This is a genomic window from Actinopolymorpha sp. B9G3, assembly GCF_040120725.1.
In the GTDB taxonomy this organism is placed as follows: domain Bacteria; phylum Actinomycetota; class Actinomycetes; order Propionibacteriales; family Actinopolymorphaceae; genus Thermasporomyces.
In genome coordinates, this window is record NZ_JBEEAB010000009.1 from 185,923 (window position 1) to 207,154 (window position 21,232).

Below are 21,232 nucleotides of genomic sequence, written 5' to 3' on the forward strand. Positions count from 1 at the left end.
ATCAGTCTCGCTATTCGGTCGACGGGGAGGGCCGGGGCGCCGACGGTCGGACGGTGCCGGTGGTGCCGTCGACGGTGACCTGCTGGCCGGTGGTGAGACGCTCGGTGGCGTCATGGACACCGACCACCGCCGGGATGCCGTACTCGCGTGCGACGACCGCGCCGTGCGAGTTGGCTCCGCCCATCTCCATGACCAAGCCTCCCGCGGTGAGGAACAGCGGCGTCCAGCCGGGGTCGGTGGACGGCGCGACGAGGATCTCGCCCGGTTCCAGCCGTGCGCCGACCGGGTCGAGGATCACCCGCGCGGTGCCGGTGACGATGCCCGCCGAGGCCGGCGTGCCCACCAGCCGCCCGTCCGACCCAACGTCGGACTCTCCGCTCGGACCACCCTTCTGACCGTCGGCCTGCAGCTGCGCCTCGGGCTCGGTGCCGTCGGAGAGCATGACCCGTGGGATGCGCCGGCGGCGGAGCTCGTCGTCGTAGGCCTGACGTCGTTCCGCGACCACCTCGGCCAGGTCCGCACCGTCCAGCGCCGCGCGGGCCTCGGCCAGGTCGAGGAAGAACACGTCGTCAGGTTGGGCGATGCGGCCACTCGAGGTGAGCGCGGCTCCGACCAGCGCGAGCTGGTGTCGGGCGGTTGCGATGGCCTGGACGAGGTGGAACTTCGGCAGCTCCCGGACCCCGGCGAGCTGCCGTGCTCGGCCGAGCAGTGCCCGCACTGCTCGGCCCCGCAGTCGCCCGCGACGCGCGGCCCGATCGGCCAGGGTCCCGACCATCGCCTCCGCCTCCGCGACACCCCTGGCGAACAGCCGGTCCGGTGAGGCGGCCCCAACGTCAGGCTCGGCCATCCGTAGGTAGTTGGTGAGGACGCCGAGGAGGTGGCGCGGGTCGTCGGACCATCGGGGCATGCCGAGGTCGATCTCCGCGACCGCGCGATGGCCGTAGCTCCGCAGGAAGTCCTCCAGACCCTGCTGTGCCGCGGGCGGCAACGAGCCGGCGTTGTAGCGCTCGGCCAACTCCTCCACCCCGGCCGTAAGGAACAGCCCGGTCGCGGCCGCGTCGGCACGCACGCGGGAGGCCACCTGCCACAGGTCGAGGTCCATCTCGGTGGTGACGTTGTGCGGAATGCCACGCAGGACCGTCGGGAGGTCTCCGGGTCGCGCGTCGTCGCCGAGCAGCCTGCCGGCTAGGTGCAGGGCGGCGAAGCCGGCTCCGAACACCGGAAGGATCCGGGGCACGAGCGGGGCCACCTCGCCGAGGATGCGTACGGCTGCGTCGAGGCGCTGCGCAGGCGTCGCGTCGTCCGGCACGGCGAGCCGGCGGTCCAACTCGATGCCGATGCGCCTGAGCGCTGCTCGGGCCTTCGCCGGCCGGATCAGTGCGTACGCCAGCCGCGGCGGCACGTGGTGGCGCAGGGCGACCCGCCCTACCCGCCGCAGGAACGGCAGCCACGACGGGTGGGCCATCGTCAGGCGCGGATCTGCGAACAGGTGCCGCATGATCGCCGCGGACCTCGCCTCCATCACGCCCAGGATCCGAGGGAGGAGGGCGCGCCCCACCCGGCTGCGCACGGCCGTGGTGACGTCGATGAAGAGCCGTTGCCCGGCCGTGGTGAGGACCGTCGGACCGGCTAACGGGTCGGTCACCGGGGAGCCGAGCAGCCGGGACGCCCCGGACGCCATGACCCGGAAAGCGGCGATTCCCATCGGCGTGATCGGTCGGTACAGGCCCTGGGCGACGCTGAAGCAGAAGTACACGCGTGGCGCGGCAGCGGCGTCGCCCTCTCCGGGAGCGGATGCGCTCGACGGCAACGGGTACAGCGTCGTGACCGGGCGGGCCTGGGTGAGCCACATGGCACCGTGCTCGTCGACGGCCCACTCGATGTCCTGGGGCGCGCCGTAATGGTCCTCCACCCGGTTGCCGAGGCCGGCCAGTGCCACTACCTGGTCGTCGGTGAGGCACGCCCGTCCGCTGGCGTCGCCCGCGTGGAGCTCGACCTGTTTGGTGCCGCCGCCTGGTACCGACCGGATGACCAGCCGCTTGTCGCCGATTCGCCGGTCGAGGATCGTGCGGCGACGTACGTCCACGACGAAGTGGTCCGGGCTCACGGCCCCGGAGACCACGGCCTCACCGAGTCCGGGGCTCGCGTCGATGACCGCCTCGTGGCGTCGCCCGGTCACCGGGTTGGCGGTGAACAGTACGCCTGCGATCGCCGAGTCGACCATCCGTTGGACCACGACGGCGAGCCGAACGGTGCGATGGTCGATGCCGTTGCTCGCCCGGTACACCACGGCACGGTCGGTCCACAGCGAGGCCCAGCAGTGGCGTACGGCGTCGATGACCGAGGCCTCGCCGACGACATTGAGGTAGGTGTCCTGCTGTCCGGCGAAGCTGGCGAACGACAGATCCTCCGCCGTGGCCGACGAGCGCACCGCCACGGGCACGTCGTCACCGAGCCGGGTGTAGCCGGCGATGACCGCGTCGGCGACGTCGGCGGGAACCGGAGCGGCCAGCAGCGCCGAGCGTGCCCGCTCGGCCAGCAGACGCAGCGCCGGAACGTCGGTCGGCGGGGTGTCGGCCAACGCATGCTGCACCTCGTCCAGATCCGCGGATTCGGCCACCCGCCGGTACGCCTCGGTGCGTACGCACATGCCCGGCGGCACCGGGAAGCCCGCACGGGTCAGCTCGCCGAGGTTTCCGGCCTTGCCCCCGACCTCGGCGAGCATGCTGCCGTCGAGGTCGGCGATGTCCAGGACGAGGTCAGTGCGCCGCGTCTGCGTCACGCTCATCGAGGTGTCTCCTGGAAGCCTTGCCGAGCAGCGCCATGGCCTCGCTCACCACGCGCTGCTCGTCGTCGGTCAGGTAGGTCATCAGCTGGCGTTGCGCCTGCGCGCGTACCTGCTCGAACGCGCGGAGGTAGTCGCTTCCCGCCGTGGTGATCCGCAGTCGCTTCGCCCGCCGATCGTCAGGGTCCTCGTCTCTGTCCACCCAGCCGCGGCGTACGAGAAGGTCGATCAGTCGGCTGGTCACCGACATCGACCGCCCGATCTGGGCCGCCAGGTCGCGCACGGTGGGGTCGGCGCCCGCGTCGAGGACGTACAACGTCGCCACCTGGAGGAGGTTGGGTTCGGTGTCGTCCATGCGCCGGAGCATGCCGAGCAGGAGGTCGGGGATGACCGCGCGCCGGAACTGCCGGATGTCGTCGGCGAGCTGGTCCTGACCGGTGGACACTGCGTCTCCAATTGCTTGCGAACTCACAACTAATTCATGAGCGCAAACTTAACAGTGGTTGTCCGGTGACACAACGCAGGAGGCGCAGCAGATCGCAGCAGGGCTGAGAGGACTCAGCGGGCGGGTGTCCCTCCGCGGCCGCCGGTGAGCAGGCGACGTAGCGCCGGGAGCGCCCGGCCCACCTGCACATCACCGTCGGGCCCGTCGAGTCCGCGCCACGCCGGCGAGTACCTGATCGTGAGGGCTGAGCTCAGGGTCCTGGCCGAGAGCAGGTCAAGCGCTCGGAGGTACGTCCACCAGGAAGCAGGTCTCGCGCACGACCGCCGCACAGACCCGCGATACCGTGCCCGCCACACCGCTCACCCCATCATCGGGGCCAGCGAACGACACAGACGACCACGTTGGCAACGGCCACAGGCGCGATGTAGGCCCGGTGTCGGACACCACGTCGGTCCTCCGGCCGATATCCCGGCATGTATCGGGAGCTAACGTGGCGCGGTGAGTGTTTCCAGGGAGTCGGCGGGGCCAGGTGGCACCCGGCCTGACGGGACGGGGCCAGGAGAGAACGGGCTGGCAGAGAACGGGCTGGCAGAGAACGGGCTGGCAGAGAACGGGCTGGCAGAGAACGGGGCGGCGGAAGGGGCCGCCGGTGAGCGGCTTCTCGGGCCCACCTACCGGTCATTGACGATCGGGATCGTCGCGCTGGTCCTGCTGGTCGCGTTCGAGGCGATGGCGGTCACGACGGTCATGCCGGTGGCGGTCCGCCAGCTGGACGGGTTGGCGTTCTACGCCTGGGCGTTCTCCGGCTTCATGACGGCCAGCATGTTCGCGACGATCGTCGCAGGCGAGGTGTGTGACCGGATCGGTCCGGTGGTGCCGTTCGTGGTCGGCGTCCTCCTCTTCACCGTCGGACTGGTCGTCGCCGGCGTGGCGGAGACCATGCTGGTCTTCCTGGTCGGCCGGATGATCCAGGGCCTCGGGGGAGGCGCACTCGTCGTCACGCTCTACGTCATTGTCGGGCGGGCGTTCCCTGGGTATCTCCGGCCGCGGGTGTTCGCGGCGATCTCCAGTGCCTGGGTGCTGCCGTCGATCGTGGGTCCGGTGATCGCCGGCTCGGTGACCGAACAGTGGAGCTGGCGACTGGTGTTCCTCGGACTCGTGCCGGTCGCGATCGCACCGGTCGCGCTGGTCCTGCCGCGTCTCCGCGGCCTCCCGGTCGTGCCGCCAGCGGCCCGCCGGCAGGGACGCAAGCGGCGTGCGCTGGCGGCGGCGGTCGGGATCGGCCTTCTGCAGTACGCAGGACAGCGGCTCGTATGGTGGAGCCTGCTCCTGCTCGCGGTCGGGCTCGCCCTGATGGTGATCAGCCTGCCGAGGCTCCTTCCTCCAGGAACGCTCCGGTTCGCTCGAGGGCTGCCATCCGTCGTCGGCATGCGCGGACTGTTCGCGGGCGCCTTCTTCGGGGCGCAGGCGTTCATCCCGCTGATGCTGGTGGAGCACCGCGGGTGGTCGACGACGGTCGCCGGCCTCACCCTGACCGTCGGCGCGCTCGGCTGGTCGACGGCCGCGTGGTGGCAGGGCCGGCCCAGCGTACGGACCTCCCGGCCGAACCTGATCAAGGCAGGTGCGACGTTCCTCACCTGCGGGCTCGTCCTGGTCCTGTGCTCGGCGTTCCCTGCGGTTCCGGGTTGGGTCGCCGCACCGGGCTGCGTCCTTTCCGGTCTGGGCATGGGGCTCGCCATGGCGAGCCTGTCGGTCCTGCTCCTGGAGTACGCGCCGACCCACGAGCACGGCGCGAGCGGTGCCGCCGCCCAGATGGCCGACTCGCTCGGCAACGTCTCCTTGGTCGGCGGCGCAGGGGTGATCTTCGCCCTGCTGCACGACCGGGCGGATCTGGTCGCCGTCTTCGTGGCCATCGACGCCGTCATGATCGCCGTCGCCGTCGCCACCGTGCTCCTGGCCCTCCGGGTCAGGCAGCCGGACTGTCTCGACCAGGCGCTGCGCACCACCCGGGTGACTTCCACCGGGTAGCGCCGGGTTCTGCCGGTCTGCCTGGATTCGCTCCGTGGCGTGGCGTGTCAAGGTTCCAGATCAACCGGTCGATGCCCGACCGTCCGTGTCATGGTGGGGTGGACGGACCGGGGGGATTCGCCAATGAGGCTTTGGACGACCGTGCGGACCACCGCGGTCGCCATGGCGACCGCGGTGTCCAGAGTGCCGTGGCACCCGCGTCCGAAGGGCCTGTCAGCAACGGCGTCAGCTACGCCGTCAGGGCGTCTGCGTACGGATGTCGTTGACGATCTTCTGCAGGGTCCGCTTCTGATCAGGGGTCCCTGCCAGCCGGACGGCGACGTGGGTGTCGGCGTGGCCGCGCCCTGCCTCCGCGAAGACATGACTCAGCGCGACCGACGTCCGTGCGGTCGCGCCGGAGCCGACGGTCCATTCCACATACATCGTGGTGTCGTCGGTACGCCGCCAGTTGGCAGAGAGCTCCGGCAGTTGGTCACGGATCTTGCCCCACTGGGCGCCGTCGCAGCGTGGCCGGCAGCGTTGCACCTCGACGATGCCGCCCGGTGGGTCACCCGGGTGTCCGGAGAACGCGTAGCTCTCGTCCACGCAGATCCACCGGACCGCGTCGGGTCCGGCCTTGCTGCTGCGCAAACACCCCCACGACTTGGGAACTCGGAAGTCGAACGAAAACCCACGCAGATCCATGAGGTAGGTCGGCTCGTCCTTGCCGAAGGTGGGACCGGCAACTGGTCCGGCGGGCCCATCGGGTATGTGGGAGCGGGGAGACGACGACGGCGACAGCGGGTCCTGCGGGGAGGTGGAGTCGCCGTCCGGCGGGGATTCGCTCGGTGCCGGAAGCGGTTCGGTCTGACCGGCCTGGGGTGCCCGCGGACCGGCCACGTCGTCGCCGGAGTCTACGAGTGCGCGGGCGAGGAAGCCCCCACCGCCGATGACTGCGCACGCGGCGAGGATGCACGCGGCCACCACGAGGAGCGAGTGGGAGGACCCCGTCTGCTGGATGACCGGATTCGCCCCCCCTGGTGTACCCGACGGCGTGATCGTGGTCGCGGCGGGGGAGCCGGCCCAGTGGGGTGCGAAGTCGGGACCGACCGCGGTGCCGAGCCCTGCGGTGGTTGTCGACGCCTCGTCGCCGAGCCCGGCGGCACCGAGCAGGGCGAGACCGGCGGTCGGGTGCGTCCCCGGTGCGTACGCGGTCGCCACCCAGGGGACGGTCTCGTGTGGTGCACCGGCGACGATCGCCTCCGGGGACTGTGCGGCGAGGCGTTCGACCGCGCTGACGAGCCGATCGCGGGCGGCCGGGTCGGCGGCAGCCGCCGTGTGGAGGACGGTCAAGGCGACCGCACGTCCGGCGGGGTCATAGCCCACGAGGACCACACCGGCATCTCGTGCGGCGAGCCGGCCGTGCACGCGAAACGGCCCGAGCAGCGTCGGATCGCCGGGACGCAACGGCTCGACCATGTGGACCCCCGGTGTGCTGATGCCCCTGGGACAGGTGGCGTGGCCTGGCTAATGGCACGCTTGGTTGCGTGGCCGACGATACGACGTGCAGGCCATTGGAGAGGAATCGCCACATGACGACGCCGGATCGCAGCGAGCTGGCCGCCGGCCGCCCGGAGGGGGTGAACCCGCAGGTGCGTGGTGCGCAGCCACCAGGTCCATCCCAGGGCCACCCATTTCCGCAGGAGTCGGGCCAGCGGGATGCCGCGAGTCCGGGCGGGGCGCCGCCGGCGATGTCCGACGGGCACGCGCCGGATGCGGGCGGAACCGCACCACCAGGAGTCGGCTCCGGCAAACCGGCGGACGGTGGTGGAATCGTCGCGGAGGGAATGGTCCTCGCAGACGCTCTGAACGAGGTGAAGCGGGTCATCGTCGGCCAGGACCACATGGTCGAACGCCTCATGGTCGCCCTGCTGGCCCGGGGGCACTGCCTGCTCGAAGGCGTTCCAGGCGTGGCGAAGACGCTCGCGGTCCGTACGTTCGCGAAGGTCGTCGGCGGCAACTTCGCCCGCCTGCAGTTCACGCCCGACCTGGTGCCGTCCGACATTGTCGGCACGCGGATCTACCGGCCGAGCAAGGAGGCGTTCGACGTCGAGCTCGGACCTGTCTTCGTCAACTTCGTCCTGGCCGACGAGGTCAACCGCGCGCCCGCGAAGGTGCAGTCGGCGATGTTGGAGCTGATGGCCGAAGGGCAGGTGTCGGTGGGCGGCAAGACGTTCCCGTTGCCGGCGCCGTTCATCGTCATCGCGACCCAGAACCCGCTCGAGTCCGAGGGTGTCTACCCGCTACCGGAAGCGCAGCGGGACCGGTTCCTCGTCAAGGTCGACGTCGACCTGCCCGACGCCGAGGAGGAGTTCCGCATCCTCGAGCGCATGAGTGTCAACCCACCGTCAGCGCGCCAGATCCTTGCCCCTGAACGGATCCTGGCACTCCAGCACGCCGCCGACCGGGTGTTCGTCCACCGGCTGGTCGCGGATTACGTCGTACGTCTGGTCCTCGCGACCCGCCGTCCGGCCGACTACCACGTCCCGGATCTCGCCGGGGTCATCGAGGTGGGGGCGAGCCCGCGGGCGACGCTCGGGCTGGTGTCGTCGGCGCGGGCGCTGGCGTTGACGCGCGGCCGCGACTACGTACTCCCGCAGGATGTCCAGGACGTCGCGCGCGACGTCGTACCCCATCGGCTCGTTCTCGGTTTCGACGCGCTCGCGGACGGTGTGGGGGCCCGCTGGGTCGTCGAACGCATCCTTTCTGTCGTACCTCCACCACGGCCGGTCTGGCGGCAGGACATCGGCGGGAGTGGCCGGCCGGAGTTCCGGTGACCTGGCCACCGACACCCGGACCGGCGGGTACGCATGGACCCGCACCGGTTCCCGTCGAGGGCCGGCACCATGAGGGACGCCACAGTGAGCGGAGCATCGCCAGACTTGCGCCGGAGCGCGCGCTGCGGCGGCTCGAGCTCACCATCGTGCGGCGGCTGGAAGGCTTCCTGCACGGCGAGCATCTGGGACTCCTTCCGGGACCGGGCACGGAGCTTGCCGAGGCGCGCGTCTACCGCCCGGGCGAGGACGACGTACGCCGGATGGACTGGTCGGTGACCGCCCGCACGACGACACCGCACGTCCGCGACGTGATCGCCGATCGGGAGCTCGAGACGTGGGCACTGGTCGACATGTCGGCCTCCATGGACTTCGGCACGGCAGCACTGGAGAAGCGCGAGCTGGCGGTCGCCGCTGTCGGCACGGTCGGCTTCCTGACCCACCGGCTGGGCGACCGGTTCGGCGGGCTCGTCGTGCGCGGTGGTCGGGTCCGCCGCTGGCCGGCCCGGTCGGGCCGGCTGGCGCTCTACGGCTTGCTGCGTTCGCTGCTCGGCGAACCACGTACGCCGTCCGATGAACCGGCGGACGACTTCGCCACTGCCCTGGACACGCTTTCGCGCGGCCCGCAACGCCGGGGCCTGCGGTTGGTGGTGTCGGACTTCCTCGACGGATCCGCCGACGATCCCACGCTTCCACTGCCCTGGGAGCGGGGAATGAAGCGGCTGTCCGGTCGCCACCAGGTCCTTGTCGTCGAGGTCCTCGACCCCCGGGAGCTCGAGCTGCCACCGGTCGGCGTCGTCTGGCTCACCGATCCCGAGACTGGAGTCATGCAGGAGATCAACACGTCCGACCCGGGCCTGAGGGCGCGCTACGCGGCCGCCGCGCATGCCCACCGCGAACGGGTACGGGCGACGTTGCGCCGGGCGGGTGCGGCGCACCTGCTGCTGCGTACGGACCAGGACTGGGTGGCCGACACCGCCCGCTTCGTCCTGGGGCACCGGCGGGTCGCCAGGCGACTGCACGCCCCACCGACGAGAGGAGCCGGCGCGTGAGCTTCCTGGCACCGGAACGCCTGTGGCTGCTGCTCCTCGTACCTGCCCTCGTTGCCGGCTACCTCGTGGTGCAGTGGCGCCGGAAGAAGTACGCACTGCGGTTCACGAACCTCGCCCTGCTGTCCCGGGTGGCACCCCGCAACCCGGGCTGGCGCCGTCACCTCGCCGCCGCGCTGATGATCGTCACCGTGGGCCTGTTGGCGACGGCGTTCGCCCGCCCGCAGACCCAGGTGGACGTCCCCCGCGAACGCGCGACGATCATCGTCACCGTCGACGTGTCGATCTCCATGCGCGCCGACGACGTGGATCCCACCCGGCTGCGCGCCGCGCAGGACGCGGCGAAGGCGTTCGTCGACAGTCTCCCGCCGAAGTTCAACGTCGCGCTGGTGTCCTTCGCCGGGACGGCGAGCATCCTCGTACCGCCCACGACCGACCGGGCCGCTGTCGTCCGGGCCATCGATGGGCTCGAGTTGGCGGAGTCGACGGCGACCGGTGAGGCGATCTTCACGTCCTTGGACGCGTTGAAGCAGGTGCCCGCCGACCCGAGCCGACCCGCCGAGCCGGCTCCGGCGCGGATCGTCCTGCTCTCCGACGGCTACCGGAACATCGGGCGGAGCGTGCAGGACGGGGTGGCGGCTGCCCGGCGCGCGCAGGTGCCGATCTACACGATCGCGTTCGGTACGCCGTTCGGCTCCGTGGAGATCGAGGGGCAGCGGACACCGGTACCAGTTGACGAGGAGACGATGCGCCAGATCGCCGAAGCGACCGGGGCGAAGACCTACACGGCGGCCTCGAGTGAGGAGCTGGAGGAGGTCTACACCGACATCGGCTCCTCGGTCGGCTACACGACGGAAGAGCAGGAGATCACGTCGCAGTGGACGGGCTACGCCCTGCTCACCGCCGTCGTCACGGCCGCCGCGTCCCTGTTCCTCCTCGGCCGCCTGCCGTAACGCGGGCTCGTCCGCTGGGGCGGGAATGATCACGCATGCGTGATCATTCCCCACAGGCATGGCAGATTCGGAGTGCAACCTGGGGAATCGGCGTGCATCGTTTCGATGCGCAGGCCGCTTGACCGGGAAAGTCACTGGCATGGCGATTCTCGTGGGCACGTGCGGGTGGAGCTACCGGGACTGGCGAGGCCCGTTCTATCCGCCGAAACTGCCCCAGCGCTCTTGGCTCGACTTCTACGCCGAGCAGTTCGCGACGCTCGAGCTCGACAACGCGTTCTACCGGTTGCCGACGTACGACGTGTTCAAGGGGTGGCACGACCGGCTGCCCGCCGACGTCATCGTGGCGGTGAAGGCGAGTCGGTTCCTCACCCACATGAAGCGGCTCCGGGAGCCGGAGGAACCCGTGCGGCGGTTGCTCGACCATGCGGGTGGACTCGGCGACCGGCTCGGCCCGATCCTGCTACAGCTCCCGCCGAACCTGCGCGCGGATCTCGATCTGCTCGCCGGGTGCCTCGCCGCGTTCCCTGCCGGCGTGCGCGTCGCGGTGGAGCCTCGGCACGAGTCCTGGTGGACAGCCGAGGTACGCCGGCTCCTCGAAGACCATGGCGCCGCCCTCACCTGGGCCGATCGCCTGGGCCGGCCGGTCACCCCGTTGTGGCGTACGACCGACTGGGGTTATCTGCGGCTCCACGAGGGTCGTGCGCGACCGTGGCCCCGCTATGGTCGAGGGGCACTGAGTTCGTGGGTGACGCGGATCGCCGAAACCTTTGACGACAAGGCCGACGTCCATACGTACTTCAACAACGACCCAGGTGGCGCAGCCGTCGCGGACGCCGTGACGTTCGCGGAACTGGCGCGGCGCGCTGGTCGTTCGGTAACGCGCACACCGGAAGGAATCTGAGCGCTTCCGCGCGGCGACGGAACGAAATCCCGCACACATGCGGTGTCGCTTGGGCGTGTCGCGATGGGTTCGTGCACAATGATCGCGGTACCGGACTATCCCGTGCTGGGACGAGGACGCTGGGGAAGGCGCTCCCTCGACCAGAGAGGTGGTCTCGGTGACAACTCGAGGTGTGCTGTTCATCCATTCGGCGCCGTCGGCGGTTTGTCCCCACGTGGAGTGGGCCGTCGCCGGCGTTGTTGGTGCGCGGGTGAACTTCGACTGGATACCCCAGCCGGCATCTGTCGGCGCTTACCGCACCGAGCTCTCCTGGCAGGGCGAGCCGGGCACGTCGGCGACCCTCGCGTCCGCACTGCGTGGCTGGCAGCAGCTCCGGTACGAAGTTACCGAGGAACCCAGCCCCGGTGTCGAGGGCGCGCGGTACTGCTACACGCCGAGCTTGGGGATCTTCCACGCGGTGACCGGACCGCATGGCGACATCCTCATCCCCGAGGACCGGCTCCGGGCGGCGATGGTCCGAGCGAGCCTGGGTGAATCCGCGCTCGAGGATGAGGTTGATCGCCTGTTGGGCAAGCAGTGGGACGACGAGTTGGAATCGTTCCGGCACGCCGGTGACGGTGCGGCCGTGCGCTGGCTTCACCAGGTGGTGTGACAGGTGCCCGTGGTACGTGCATCCTCGACTCTTGCGGCAACCCGCCCCGAACTGGGCGGATGGGCTTTTTTCAAACGTCGTACAGACTCGGAAGGAAATTGTCTGAACTTACTGACCCGTCGGGTCTACCGCACCATCGTGCACATGGGTAGTGTCCTGGTGACGCAGGGCGCATTGCGGACTCACCCTCCGCGATAAGGGCAAGACCACACCAGACGTGGCCGCGCGGCACCGACAGGGGCGACCTCGGCAGCCGGGAACGCGGCCGCACCACGTGGGGCGTGGCCTTCGGGTCACGCCCTCGCCCTTTTAATCGTTATTCTTCCCGACCGCTTGCCGGTATCGTTCTGGCTGGTTCGGATGCGGCCGCCCAGGGTCTTGATCGACTTCCTGCGGGCTCGGCCATACCCCCAGGTGTATTCCGCTCGCCGCCCGGGTTGGGGCTGCGTGGCATACAGGCGCGGGTACGTCCACTCACCGATCGGTCCGACGGCATGGCTTGCCGAAGGCATGGCCGACTGAGCTGCTTGATTGGTCTGGGGGTTTGATTGGTCTGGGGTTTGGACTCGCCATCGGCCCGGGTTTCCGAACCGATTCTCCGTACGGTGGGGACGTAGGAGACGAACGACATCCGGAGGAATGGACATGGAGTGGAGCTTGCTCTACGTCATCGCGACGCATGAGGAGACGAAGGCGGACGTCGAGCGGATCGCCAAGGCATACCCGCGGCTGAACGCCATCGGGGACGTGGTCGCGCGGCTTGCTCGCACGGCGACGGCGCCCAAAGGGCTTCACGCACGGCGACGTGCGCCCGCCGTACGCACATGAGGTCACCACGAGCTGAAGTCGACACGAAGAAACACCAAGGAGGAGTCGCAGCATCATGAACGGGAACAACTACCTGTTCATCAGCACCATCCACGAACAACGACTGGCCGACGTCGAGCGGATGGCGGGGGCCTACCCGCTGCCCCGGCTTGGCGGCCTGGGGAGCGCCCTCGTGCGCTTCGTCCGGGCCGTACGCCGGCTGACGGCACAGGGTCTGCGAGGGAGCGCGGCCCTGCTGGGCTGGCTCGCCAACCTGCTGGACGCCAGGCCGCATGCGTTGAGCTGAGCCAGCTCTCAGCCTGAGAGGCCGCGACCACGGATGGAGGCGTCGACGAGCTCGACCGGGTGCATGAGGGGCAACGCGTCCGCGCCCAGGTGCCGGCGGATCTGGAGCAGGCATCCTGGGTTGGCGGTGGCGATCGCATCAGGTTCCACGGTGCGTACGTTGTCGACCTTGCGCCGGCCGAGCTCTTCGGCGGCGTCCGGCTCCAGCAGGTTGAAGACACCGGCCGAGCCGCAACAGAGCTCGGCTTCGGGGATGTCCACCACGTCCAGGCGGGGGATCGCGTTCAGCACAGCACGCGGCTGCGCGCGAACCCCCTGGGCGTGCCCGAGGTGGCAGGCGTCGTGATACGCCACCCGGGCCTCGATCGGATGCCGCGGAGCCTGCGGCTCCAGGTCGGCGAGCACCTCGGTGACGTCGCGCACCTTGGCACTGAACGCGGCCGCGCGCTCGGCCCAGGCCGGGTCGTCGCGCAGGAGCGTGCCGTAGTCCTTCATCGTCGAACCGCAGCCGGCGACGTTGACGACGATGGTGTCGACGTCGTACGCCTCGAAGATGGCGATCGTGCGACGGGCCCGCTCGAGCGCCTCGGGCTCACGGCCGGTGTGCATGCTGAGCGCGCCGCAGCAGGCCTGGTCGCGGGGGATGAGGACCTCGCATCCCTCGGCGGCGAGGACGCGTACGGTCGCGGCGTTGACCCCGGAGAAGAACACCCGTTGGACGCAGCCGGTCAACACCGCCACCTTCAGCCGTGGCGTACCCACGGCGGCCACCCGCGCGGGCGGTCGCGTCGCCAGTTCGCGCAGTGTGACCGGTGGCAGGAGCGACTCGGCAGCACGCAGCCGCGCCGGCAGCCGGGCGAAGAGACTGCTCCGTCGTAGCAGGCTGGCAAGACCCGAGCGCTGGTAAAGGATCCCGCCCAGTGCCGCCACCCGCAGCCGGCGCGGGTACGGGAAGAGCGCGAAGATCGCCCGGCGGAAGGCCCGGTCACGCAAGCTACGCGGGTAGTGGCGTTCGATCTGCGGGCGCATCGACTCGAGCAGCTTGTCGTACTGCACGCCGGACGGGCAGGCCGTCACACAGGCCATGCAGCCGAGGCAGGTGTCGAAGTGGCCGACCAGTGTGTCGTCGATGCGCGCATCGCCCTGTCCCACCAGGTCCATCAGGTAGATGCGGCCGCGGGGGGAGTCCATCTCCTCGCCCCAGAGCGCGTACGTCGGACAGGTGGGGAGGCAGAACCCACAGTGGACGCAGTCGTCGATGAGCGCCTGCTCGGGTGGGTGGTGGGCGTCGAAGTTTCCGCGGGCGCCGGCGGGCGCGAGGTCCGTGACCGGGGCGCTGGTCGGAACGGCGGCGCCGTCCGGGCGTTCACCAGTGCCAGCGAAGATGTCGCCGGACTCGGGAACATTGTCGACGCTCATCGCGATCTTCCTTCTGCCGCTCGTGGCGACGACGTGGTACCCATCCGCTGCTCCCTGGGGCTCAGTACCACGGCGCGAAGCGGCCGGGGCCGAGCCTGTTGTCGCGGTCGAGCTGGGTCTTCAGCGCACGCAGGAGCGGCAACGTCGCCGGCGCCGGGCCCCAGCTGGGGACGAGGTCGTCGAGGCCGGCGATCCTGCGGTGGAGAGTGACACTGCCGCCGCGTTCCAGTACCGCACTTCGCCAGGCCGCGACAACGGCCGCGTGCGCTGCGGCCTCGTCGCCGCGGATGCGTACGGTGTGGACGCCGATGCCGACGCTCGACGTGAGCGTCGCGTCGATGTCGTGGTCGGTGGCGAGGGCGTCGAGTCGGGCGGCAAGGTCGGGCAGGTCGCTGGCCCGGCTGCCGACGCGCAGGACCGTGTCGCCAGGTGCTCCGCGTACGACGTCGGCGACCTCGTCCCAGGCGGCCGATTCGCCGGCACCGTCGAGGACGTCGGCGCCGCCGTGTGCCAGACCGGAGTCTTCGCGGACGAGGTCCGTGGCCTTGCCCATGCGGGTGGTGACACCTGCCCGCGTGCCCTCGAAGCGAACCAGCAGGCGTCCTGCGTACCACTCGACCGCGACAGGCTCGAGAGGCGATGCGAGGAGGCCGCTCGCGCACGTGAACGCCGTCGGGACGTCACATACCACCGCGAGCGTGCCGGTCGCCTCGGGCAGCGGATGGACGCGGAGGACCACCTCGACCACGAGTCCGAGGGTGCCGAGCGAGCCGGAGAGGACCTTGGCCAGGTCGTATCCGGCGACGTTCTTGATGACGTGTCCACCGGAGCGGGCGACGGTGCCGTCGGCGAGGACGACGGTGACGCCGATCACCAGATCGCGCAGGGTGCCGTAGGTGGCGCGGAGTGGTCCGGCGTCACCGGTGGCGAGCAGCCCGCCGACCGTCGCGCCTTCCGGCACCCTCGCGGCGTCGAGAGCGACGCGTTGCCCGTCGAGCTTGGCCTGCAGGTCCCGGAGCGCGATACCCGCACCCACCGCGACGGTCATGTCAGCCGGGTTGTACGCAAGGATCTGGTCGAGCCCGGTGGTGTCGATGATGGCGGCCGCGTCGCGGACGGGCCCGCCCCACGACTGTGCGGTGCCGGCGCCACGAAGCAGGACGCGCTGACCGGCACCAGCGGTATCAGCCACGGCGTCCCGCGCCTCGCGCAGGTCGACCGGCCGCTTCGCGGGAAGCTCCGGCGTGGACTCAGAGCCGCTCGATGACACCGGCGGCCTCCAGCGGATGTGGACGGTAGGGTCCCGCTCGCTCGCCGCACAGACGCGGCGTCGGCAGGACCTTGCCGGGATTGCATACCCCGAGGGGATCGAACGCACGGCGCACACGGTCCATGGTCGCGAGGTCGTCCTCGCCGAACATCACCGGCATGGAGCACGCCTTGTCCGTACCGATTCCGTGCTCGCCCGACAGCGACCCGCCGAGTTCGACGCACAGTTCGGCGATCTCCTTTGAGAGCTTCTCGGCCCGCTCGTGCTCGCCCTGCTTCTCGTCGTAGAGCACCAGCGGGTGCAGGTTGCCGTCGCCGGCGTGGAAGACGTTGGCGACCCGCAGCCCGGCCTCGTCACCCATCGCGCCGATCCGGCGGAGGGCCTCGGACAGACGGGTACGGGGGACCACGCCGTCCTGGACGAAGTAGTCGGGGCTGATCCTGCCGACGGCGGCGAACGCGGCCTTGCGACCGGTCCAGATCCGGGCGCGTTCGGCGTCGTCGGCGGCGACCCGGATCTTCGTCGTACCGTTCGCCTCGCAGATCTTCTGCACCGCCTCGAAGAGGCCGGCACACTCGTCGGCGGGCCCGTCGAGCTCCACCACCAGTGCCGCGGGGGTCTCGAGGGTGTACCCGGCTCCGACCGCGGCCTCCGACGCCACGATCGCGAGGTGGTCCATGATCTCCATCGCGGCCGGGACGATGCCGGCGCCGATGATGTCGGTCACCGTGTCGCCGGCCTGCTCGATGGACGGGAAGTCCGCCAGCAGGGTCTGGACCGACTCGGGCTTGCGGAGCAGGCGTACGACGATGCTCGTGACGATCCCGAGAGTGCCCTCCGAGCCGACGACCACGCCACGCAGGTCCGGACCGGCGACCTCGGGCGACGGGCCGCCGAGGGTGACGACGGCGCCGTCGGGGAGGACAACCTCCATCGCGAGGACGTGGTGGGTGGTGAAGCCGTACTTCAGGCAGTGTGCGCCGCCGGAGTTCTCGGCCACGTTGCCGCCGATCGTGCAGACCTGCTGGCTCGACGGGTCGGGTGCGTAGTAGAGGTCGTGCGGCGAGGCCGCCCGGCTGATCGCGAGGTTGGTCACCCCTGGCTCGACGGTCGCGGTGCGGTTGACCGGGTCGACCCCGATGATCGAACGCATCCGCTGGAGCGAGACCACGATCCCCTCGGCGACGGGGAGAGCGCCTCCGGACAGGCCCGTGCCCGCACCTCTCGCGACGAACGGCACCTTCGCCTGGTGGCAGGCTGCGACGACCGCCGCGACCTCCTTCCCCGACGTCGGGAGGACGACCAGTGCCGGCGTGACGCGGTAGCCGGTGAGCCCATCGCATTCGTAGGTACGAAGCTCGCTGGGCTCGGCGATCACGCCCCCTGGACCGACGACGTCCTGAAGCGAGGTGCGTAGGCGTTCGATGACCGTCATGACCCTCCGGCTCCTGCTGCGGCGCGCACCACCCACGCTAACGTGTGCCGATGCACGCGGGCGGCAGGCTCGATGCCTGGTGACGCTCTTGGCCACCGCTGCGCGCCCCCACGTACTCCCGCCGCGCCTGGCACACATTCCGCCCGCTCATCCCGTGATCATGATGGTGATCATGAAAGAAACCTGGGTCCATACGCCGAGAAACTTTCATGATCATGGAACAGGGGCAGTCGGGGGAGGGGCTGGGGTGCTGGGGCGTGGGCGCAGGAGGAGGGCCAGGAGCACGAGCGCCACGGCGACACCGGTCATGATCCAACCGATCCGGTGCAGGCCCGCGCTGCTCAGATCGTGCTCGAAGACCACGCCGAGCACGCTGGTCGCCGAGATCGCTCCGAGGTAGCGGAACGTCTGGAACAACCCGCCGGACGAGCCCATCCGGTCCCCGGGACTCGCTTCGTACAACGCACTCTGCAGGCCGAGGTTGTTGAATCCGCCCGGGATACCGAAGAGCAGGGCGACGGCGACGAGGACCACGATGGGTGTCGCGTCCGACAGGACCTGGACGAGGACCGTCGCGAGCAGGAGGACCAGCGACCCGAAGACCAGCGTCGCCCTGGATCCCCGCTGGCGGACGAGCCGGGCCGCGACGGGCGTCATGAGAACACCCATCGCCGCGATCGGCAGCACCAGCAGGCCGACCGTGTCCGCCCCGAAGCCCCGGACGGACCCCAGCCACAGCGGCAGCCCGAAGAAGACGCAGTAGAACACCAGGTTGAACCCGCCCTGCTGGCCGAGTACGGCCGAGAGTCCGCGGTTGGCCACCAAGCCGCGTATGTCGAGGAACGGCGTCGCCGTCGAGCGCTCCCGGAGCACCAACAGGACCGCCAACCCGGCGACGACCACCGCGAGCCACCACAGTGCCCCGCTCTCGATCGAGAGGACGAAGACGAGCAGCCCGGTGAGTGTGCCACTGAACAGGAGGATGCCCGGCAAATCGACCGCGGCGAGGAGGGATGTGTCGCCCGCGTGCCTGGTGGGGACCTGAGGGAGGACCCGGAGTGCGAGGACGATGCCGGCCAGCGTGAGGGGCACGTTGACGAGGAACACCGCCTCCCACCCGGCGAACGCCACCAGGAAGCCGCCGAGGACGGGACCGAGGGCGGCGCTGGTGGAGGCCGCGATGCTGAGGAAGGCGAGGGCGGCGGCCGGCGGCCGAGGCTCCGCGGTCGTCGAGTCAGGGTTTCCCATCGCCGCGGCGCGGATGAGGACGAGCGCCGCGGGGAAGGCGGTGGACGTACCGGCCGCGAGGAGGACGCGGACTCCGACCAGCCACCAGAAGCCGGGAGCGAAGGGAGCGAGTACGCAGGAGGCGCACACGAGCGTCAGCCCACCGACGAACAGCCGACGCGCCCCGAAGAGGTCGACGAACCGTCCCATCAGCGGTTGGCCCACCGCGGCGGCGAGGTAGAACCCGCTCACCAACCAGGTGGCGGTCGCCACGCCGACGTCGAACTCGTGCTGCAGGGGTACGAGCGCGACCGCGATCATGGAGGAGTTGAGGGGATTGAGCAGCGTTCCGAGGACGACGGTGGCGAGCAGCCGGGTCGGCACTCCCCATCGGTCCTCTGACACGCCCTCCATCCTCCTAGAGGGTCGCAGCGAACGGTCGGCGGACTGTCGACCGGAGCTGCCGCGTTTGTGGCCGATGTGCTAGACGTTGCCAATAGCCGGGAGAGTAGTCCGGAAAGAAAGGTGCAGATCGTGGCCGACATCACGGTGGCAGGCCCCCGTGTCGAACGAGGCGAGGAGATCCTCACCAGCGAGGCGCTCGCATTCCTACGCGACCTGCAGGAGCGGTTCGGCGCTCGGCGCGACGAACTGCTGGCCAGGCGACGAGAGCGGCGTGCGGAGGCGGCGCGGACCGGCCGGCTGGACTTCCTACCGGAGACCCGTGAGGTGAGAGACGATCCGTCCTGGCGCGTCGCACCGGCACCCGCTGACCTCCAGGACCGTCGCGTGGAGATCACCGGACCGACCGAACGCAAGATGACGATCAACGCCCTCAACTCCGGCGCCAACGTGTGGCTCGCCGACCTCGAGGACGCCAACACACCACACTGGGCCAACGTCGTCGGCGGTCAGGTCAACCTCCACGACGCGATCCGGCGGCAGATCACCTTCAGCTCGCCGGACGGCACGACCCGCACGCTGCGCGACGACGCGCCGCTCGCGACGATCGTCGTACGCCCCCGCGGGTGGCATCTCGACGAGCGGCACCTGCACGTCAACGGCACACCGCTCGTGGGTGCGCTCGTCGACTTCGGGCTGCACTTCCTCCACAACGCCCGGGAGCTGCTCGACCGTGGCAGCGGACCGTACTTCTACCTGCCGAAGATGGAGAGCCACCTCGAGGCCAGGCTCTGGAACGATGTCTTCACCTATGCCGAGGAGCGGCTCGGCATCCCGGCCGGCACGGTCCGGGCGACGGTGCTCATCGAGACGATTCCGGCGGCGTTCGAGATGGAGGAGATCCTCTACGAGCTGCGCGAGCACGCCTCGGGGCTGAACGCCGGCCGCTGGGACTACCTCTTCAGCATCATCAAGACCTTCCGTGACGTGGGCCCGTCGTTCGTCCTGCCCGACCGCAACGCCGTCACGATGACGGCACCGTGCATGCGCGCCTACACCGAGCTCCTGGTGGCGACCTGCCACCGGCGGGGGGCGTTCGCGATGGGCGGCATGGCGGCGTTCATCCCGAGCCGGCGCGATCCCGAGGTCAACGAGCAGGCCCTCACGAAGGTCCGCGCCGACAAGGAACGCGAGGCGAACGACGGCTTCGACGGTTCCTGGGTCGCCCACCCCGACCTCGTACCCATCTGCAAGGAGGTCTTCGACGCCAAGCTCGGCGACCGGCCCAACCAGCTCGACCGGCAGCGCGACGACGTGCACGTGATCGCCGAGGACGTGCTGGATGTGAAGTCGACCCCCGGGTCGGTCACCGAGGCCGGCCTGCGCAACAACATCGCGGTGGCGTTGCACTACCTGGCGGCCTGGCTCGGCGGCAACGGCGCGGTCGCCATCTTCAACCTGATGGAGGACGCCGCGACGGCCGAGATCTCGCGTTCGCAGATCTGGCAGTGGATCAACAACGCGGTGACACTCGACAGCGGCGAGGTCGTCACGGCCGAGTTGGTGCACCGGATCGAGGACGAGGAGCTGGCGCACATCCGTTCCACCGTGGGCGACGAGGCGTACGAGTACGGCCAGTACGACGAGGCGCGGGACCTGTTCGAGCGCGTGGCGCTGTCCTCGGACTATGTGGACTTCCTCACGATTCCGGCGTACGACCTGATCGACTGACGTGGCGGCTGGCGGGGGAATGACCACGCTGAGCGGGTGAGTCGCCTCGCCTGATGGGTGGGTGCCTCGCTTGGTGGCGACTCGACCCGCTCGGTGGCGGCTCGCCTCGCCTGGTGGGTAAGTAGCCATGCCAGCGAGGCCAGAGGAATCTCGACGGGTGTCGACGCCTTGCTGAGGTCCCATTTGCCTGCTCAGCGTGGTCATTGCCGCCTGGGGACAGTGGGGCGGGTCGCGGTCAGAAGAGCGTGAAGCCGCCGTCGATCACCATGACAGACCCGGTCATGAAGCTCGACGCGTCGCTTGCGAGGAAGACGACGGCAGGTCCGAGCTCGTCAGGCAGGCCGTAGCGTTTCATCGCGGCGGGTTCGACGCACCACTCGTGGTACTCCGGCTGGTCCACCGGTGACATCTCGGTGAGGAAGTAGCCGGGCGCGAGGGCGTTGACCCGGATGCCGTGTGGTGCCCACTCGGCGGCGAGCGCCTTGGTGAGCTGGTGGACCGCAGCCTTCGACGCGAGGTACGACGGCTGCCACCGCGGCTGGTTGACGATCATCGCCGACATCGAGCCGACGTTGACGATCGTGCCGGTGCCGCGCTCGACCATGTGCCGGGCGACGGCGCGACTGCAGTACCAGAGTCCGTCGACGTTGGTCGCGAAAACCTCGTGCCACGCGGTATCAGGTGTCTCCAGTGCGCGGCCGGGCGCGCTGATCCCGGCGTTGTTGACGAGGATGTCGACCGGTCCGAGGTCGTTCGTGACGGTCGCTACCATCTGCTCGACCTGGGCGGTGTCGGTGATGTCGGCCTGGACGGCAATCGCGCGGATCCCCTTCCGAGCCAGGTCATCGGCCGCCTGGCGTGCGGCGTCGATGCCGCGGGCCGCGAGCGCGACGGCGGCACCGGCCTCGCCCAACGCCTGCGCCATCGCCCGACCGAGCCCGCGGCTGCCGCCGGTGACGAGGGCGACCTTTCCCGCGAGCGAGAACTTCTCCAGCACTGTCATGGCAGA

The 21,232-nt window shown here is 70.0% G+C and carries 17 protein-coding genes; 9 read left to right on the forward strand and 8 right to left on the reverse strand.

Annotation, left to right across the window (positions count from 1 at the left end; genetic code table 11):
• Positions 1–10: 10 nt before the first annotated feature.
• Positions 11–2,788, reverse strand: a complete 2,778-nt coding sequence (locus tag ABNF93_RS17665) for a PEP/pyruvate-binding domain-containing protein (RefSeq protein ID WP_349329182.1) — start codon at positions 2,786–2,788, stop codon at positions 11–13.
• Complete coding sequence (locus tag ABNF93_RS17670; protein ID WP_349329183.1) at positions 2,760–3,230, reverse strand: MarR family winged helix-turn-helix transcriptional regulator; 471 nt, start codon at positions 3,228–3,230, stop codon at positions 2,760–2,762. The genes ABNF93_RS17665 and ABNF93_RS17670 overlap by 29 nt, the downstream gene beginning before the upstream one ends.
• A gap of 498 nt (positions 3,231–3,728) precedes the next feature.
• On the opposite strand from ABNF93_RS17670, the gene ABNF93_RS17675 reads away from it, so the two are divergent.
• Positions 3,729–5,258, forward strand: a complete 1,530-nt coding sequence (locus ABNF93_RS17675; protein ID WP_349329184.1) for an MFS transporter — start codon at positions 3,729–3,731, stop codon at positions 5,256–5,258.
• 237 nt (positions 5,259–5,495) lie between these two features.
• Here the strand turns inward: ABNF93_RS17675 and ABNF93_RS17680 are convergent, their stop codons facing one another.
• On the reverse strand, positions 5,496–6,716 hold the full coding sequence (locus ABNF93_RS17680) for a hypothetical protein (protein WP_349329185.1): 1,221 nt from the start codon (positions 6,714–6,716) through the stop codon (positions 5,496–5,498).
• A gap of 368 nt (positions 6,717–7,084) precedes the next feature.
• Between ABNF93_RS17680 and ABNF93_RS17685 the strand changes: the two genes are divergently transcribed.
• The 7 genes from ABNF93_RS17685 (at position 7,085) to ABNF93_RS17715 (ending at position 12,740) form a co-directional block, all read left to right on the forward strand.
• Positions 7,085–8,074, forward strand: coding sequence for an AAA family ATPase (locus ABNF93_RS17685; protein ID WP_349329274.1), 990 nt, complete (start codon positions 7,085–7,087; stop codon positions 8,072–8,074).
• 95 nt (positions 8,075–8,169) lie between these two features.
• On the forward strand, positions 8,170–9,123 hold the full coding sequence (locus tag ABNF93_RS17690; protein WP_349329275.1) for a DUF58 domain-containing protein: 954 nt from the start codon (positions 8,170–8,172) through the stop codon (positions 9,121–9,123).
• Positions 9,120–10,073, forward strand: a complete 954-nt coding sequence (locus ABNF93_RS17695) for a VWA domain-containing protein (RefSeq protein WP_349329186.1) — start codon at positions 9,120–9,122, stop codon at positions 10,071–10,073. The genes ABNF93_RS17690 and ABNF93_RS17695 overlap by 4 nt, the downstream gene beginning before the upstream one ends.
• Positions 10,074–10,212: 139 nt before the next feature.
• Positions 10,213–10,974, forward strand: coding sequence for a DUF72 domain-containing protein (locus ABNF93_RS17700; RefSeq protein ID WP_349329187.1), 762 nt, complete (start codon positions 10,213–10,215; stop codon positions 10,972–10,974).
• Positions 10,975–11,131: 157 nt separating this feature from the next.
• Entirely contained in the window at positions 11,132–11,626 is a 495-nt protein-coding gene (locus ABNF93_RS17705; protein WP_349329188.1) for a DUF3145 domain-containing protein, read from the forward strand.
• Positions 11,627–12,271: 645 nt separating this feature from the next.
• Positions 12,272–12,454 (forward strand): hypothetical protein, encoded by a 183-nt coding sequence (locus ABNF93_RS17710; protein WP_349329189.1) that lies wholly within the window; start codon positions 12,272–12,274, stop codon positions 12,452–12,454.
• Positions 12,455–12,509: 55 nt separating this feature from the next.
• Entirely contained in the window at positions 12,510–12,740 is a 231-nt protein-coding gene (locus ABNF93_RS17715; protein WP_349329190.1) for a hypothetical protein, read from the forward strand.
• Between the two features lie 8 nt (positions 12,741–12,748).
• Here ABNF93_RS17715 and ABNF93_RS17720 read toward each other — a convergent pair whose 3' ends face one another.
• From ABNF93_RS17720 to ABNF93_RS17735, 4 genes are all read right to left on the reverse strand, one after another.
• Entirely contained in the window at positions 12,749–14,158 is a 1,410-nt protein-coding gene (locus tag ABNF93_RS17720; RefSeq protein ID WP_349329191.1) for a (Fe-S)-binding protein, read from the reverse strand.
• A 61-nt stretch (positions 14,159–14,219) separates the two neighbouring features.
• Complete coding sequence (locus tag ABNF93_RS17725) at positions 14,220–15,428, reverse strand: FAD-binding oxidoreductase (RefSeq protein WP_349329192.1); 1,209 nt, start codon at positions 15,426–15,428, stop codon at positions 14,220–14,222.
• Complete coding sequence (locus ABNF93_RS17730; RefSeq protein ID WP_349329193.1) at positions 15,409–16,863, reverse strand: FAD-linked oxidase C-terminal domain-containing protein; 1,455 nt, start codon at positions 16,861–16,863, stop codon at positions 15,409–15,411. Before ABNF93_RS17730 ends, ABNF93_RS17725 begins: the two co-directional genes overlap by 20 nt.
• 213 nt (positions 16,864–17,076) lie before the next feature.
• The gene (locus ABNF93_RS17735; protein ID WP_349329194.1) at positions 17,077–18,495 is read right to left on the reverse strand and encodes an MFS transporter; all 1,419 of its coding nucleotides are present in this window, start codon (positions 18,493–18,495) and stop codon (positions 17,077–17,079) included.
• A gap of 129 nt (positions 18,496–18,624) precedes the next feature.
• Between ABNF93_RS17735 and aceB the strand changes: the two genes are divergently transcribed.
• Positions 18,625–20,223, forward strand: a complete 1,599-nt coding sequence (aceB, locus tag ABNF93_RS17740; protein ID WP_349329195.1) for a malate synthase A — start codon at positions 18,625–18,627, stop codon at positions 20,221–20,223.
• Positions 20,224–20,458: 235 nt separating this feature from the next.
• Here aceB and ABNF93_RS17745 read toward each other — a convergent pair whose 3' ends face one another.
• Positions 20,459–21,226 carry an SDR family NAD(P)-dependent oxidoreductase gene (locus ABNF93_RS17745; RefSeq protein ID WP_349329196.1) on the reverse strand — a complete coding sequence of 256 codons (768 nt, stop codon included), beginning with the start codon at positions 21,224–21,226 and terminating at the stop codon, positions 20,459–20,461.
• Between the last annotated feature and the right edge of the window lie 6 nt (positions 21,227–21,232).

Excerpts from the sequence above, each read along its gene's own strand:
- ABNF93_RS17710 (WP_349329189.1), top strand. The coding sequence starts at position 12,272 with ATGGAGTGGAGCTTGCTCTACGTCATCGCGACGCATGAGGAGACGAAG.
- ABNF93_RS17715 (WP_349329190.1), top strand. The coding sequence starts at position 12,510 with ATGAACGGGAACAACTACCTGTTCATCAGCACCATCCACGAACAACGA.
- ABNF93_RS17720 (WP_349329191.1), bottom strand. The coding sequence starts at position 14,158 with ATGAGCGTCGACAATGTTCCCGAGTCCGGCGACATCTTCGCTGGCACT.
- ABNF93_RS17665 (WP_349329182.1), bottom strand. The coding sequence starts at position 2,788 with ATGAGCGTGACGCAGACGCGGCGCACTGACCTCGTCCTGGACATCGCC.
- ABNF93_RS17685 (WP_349329274.1), top strand. The coding sequence starts at position 7,085 with ATGGTCCTCGCAGACGCTCTGAACGAGGTGAAGCGGGTCATCGTCGGC.
- ABNF93_RS17730 (WP_349329193.1), bottom strand. The coding sequence starts at position 16,863 with ATGACGGTCATCGAACGCCTACGCACCTCGCTTCAGGACGTCGTCGGT.
- ABNF93_RS17680 (WP_349329185.1), bottom strand. The coding sequence starts at position 6,716 with ATGGTCGAGCCGTTGCGTCCCGGCGATCCGACGCTGCTCGGGCCGTTT.
- ABNF93_RS17745 (WP_349329196.1), bottom strand. The coding sequence starts at position 21,226 with ATGACAGTGCTGGAGAAGTTCTCGCTCGCGGGAAAGGTCGCCCTCGTC.
- ABNF93_RS17700 (WP_349329187.1), top strand. The coding sequence starts at position 10,213 with ATGGCGATTCTCGTGGGCACGTGCGGGTGGAGCTACCGGGACTGGCGA.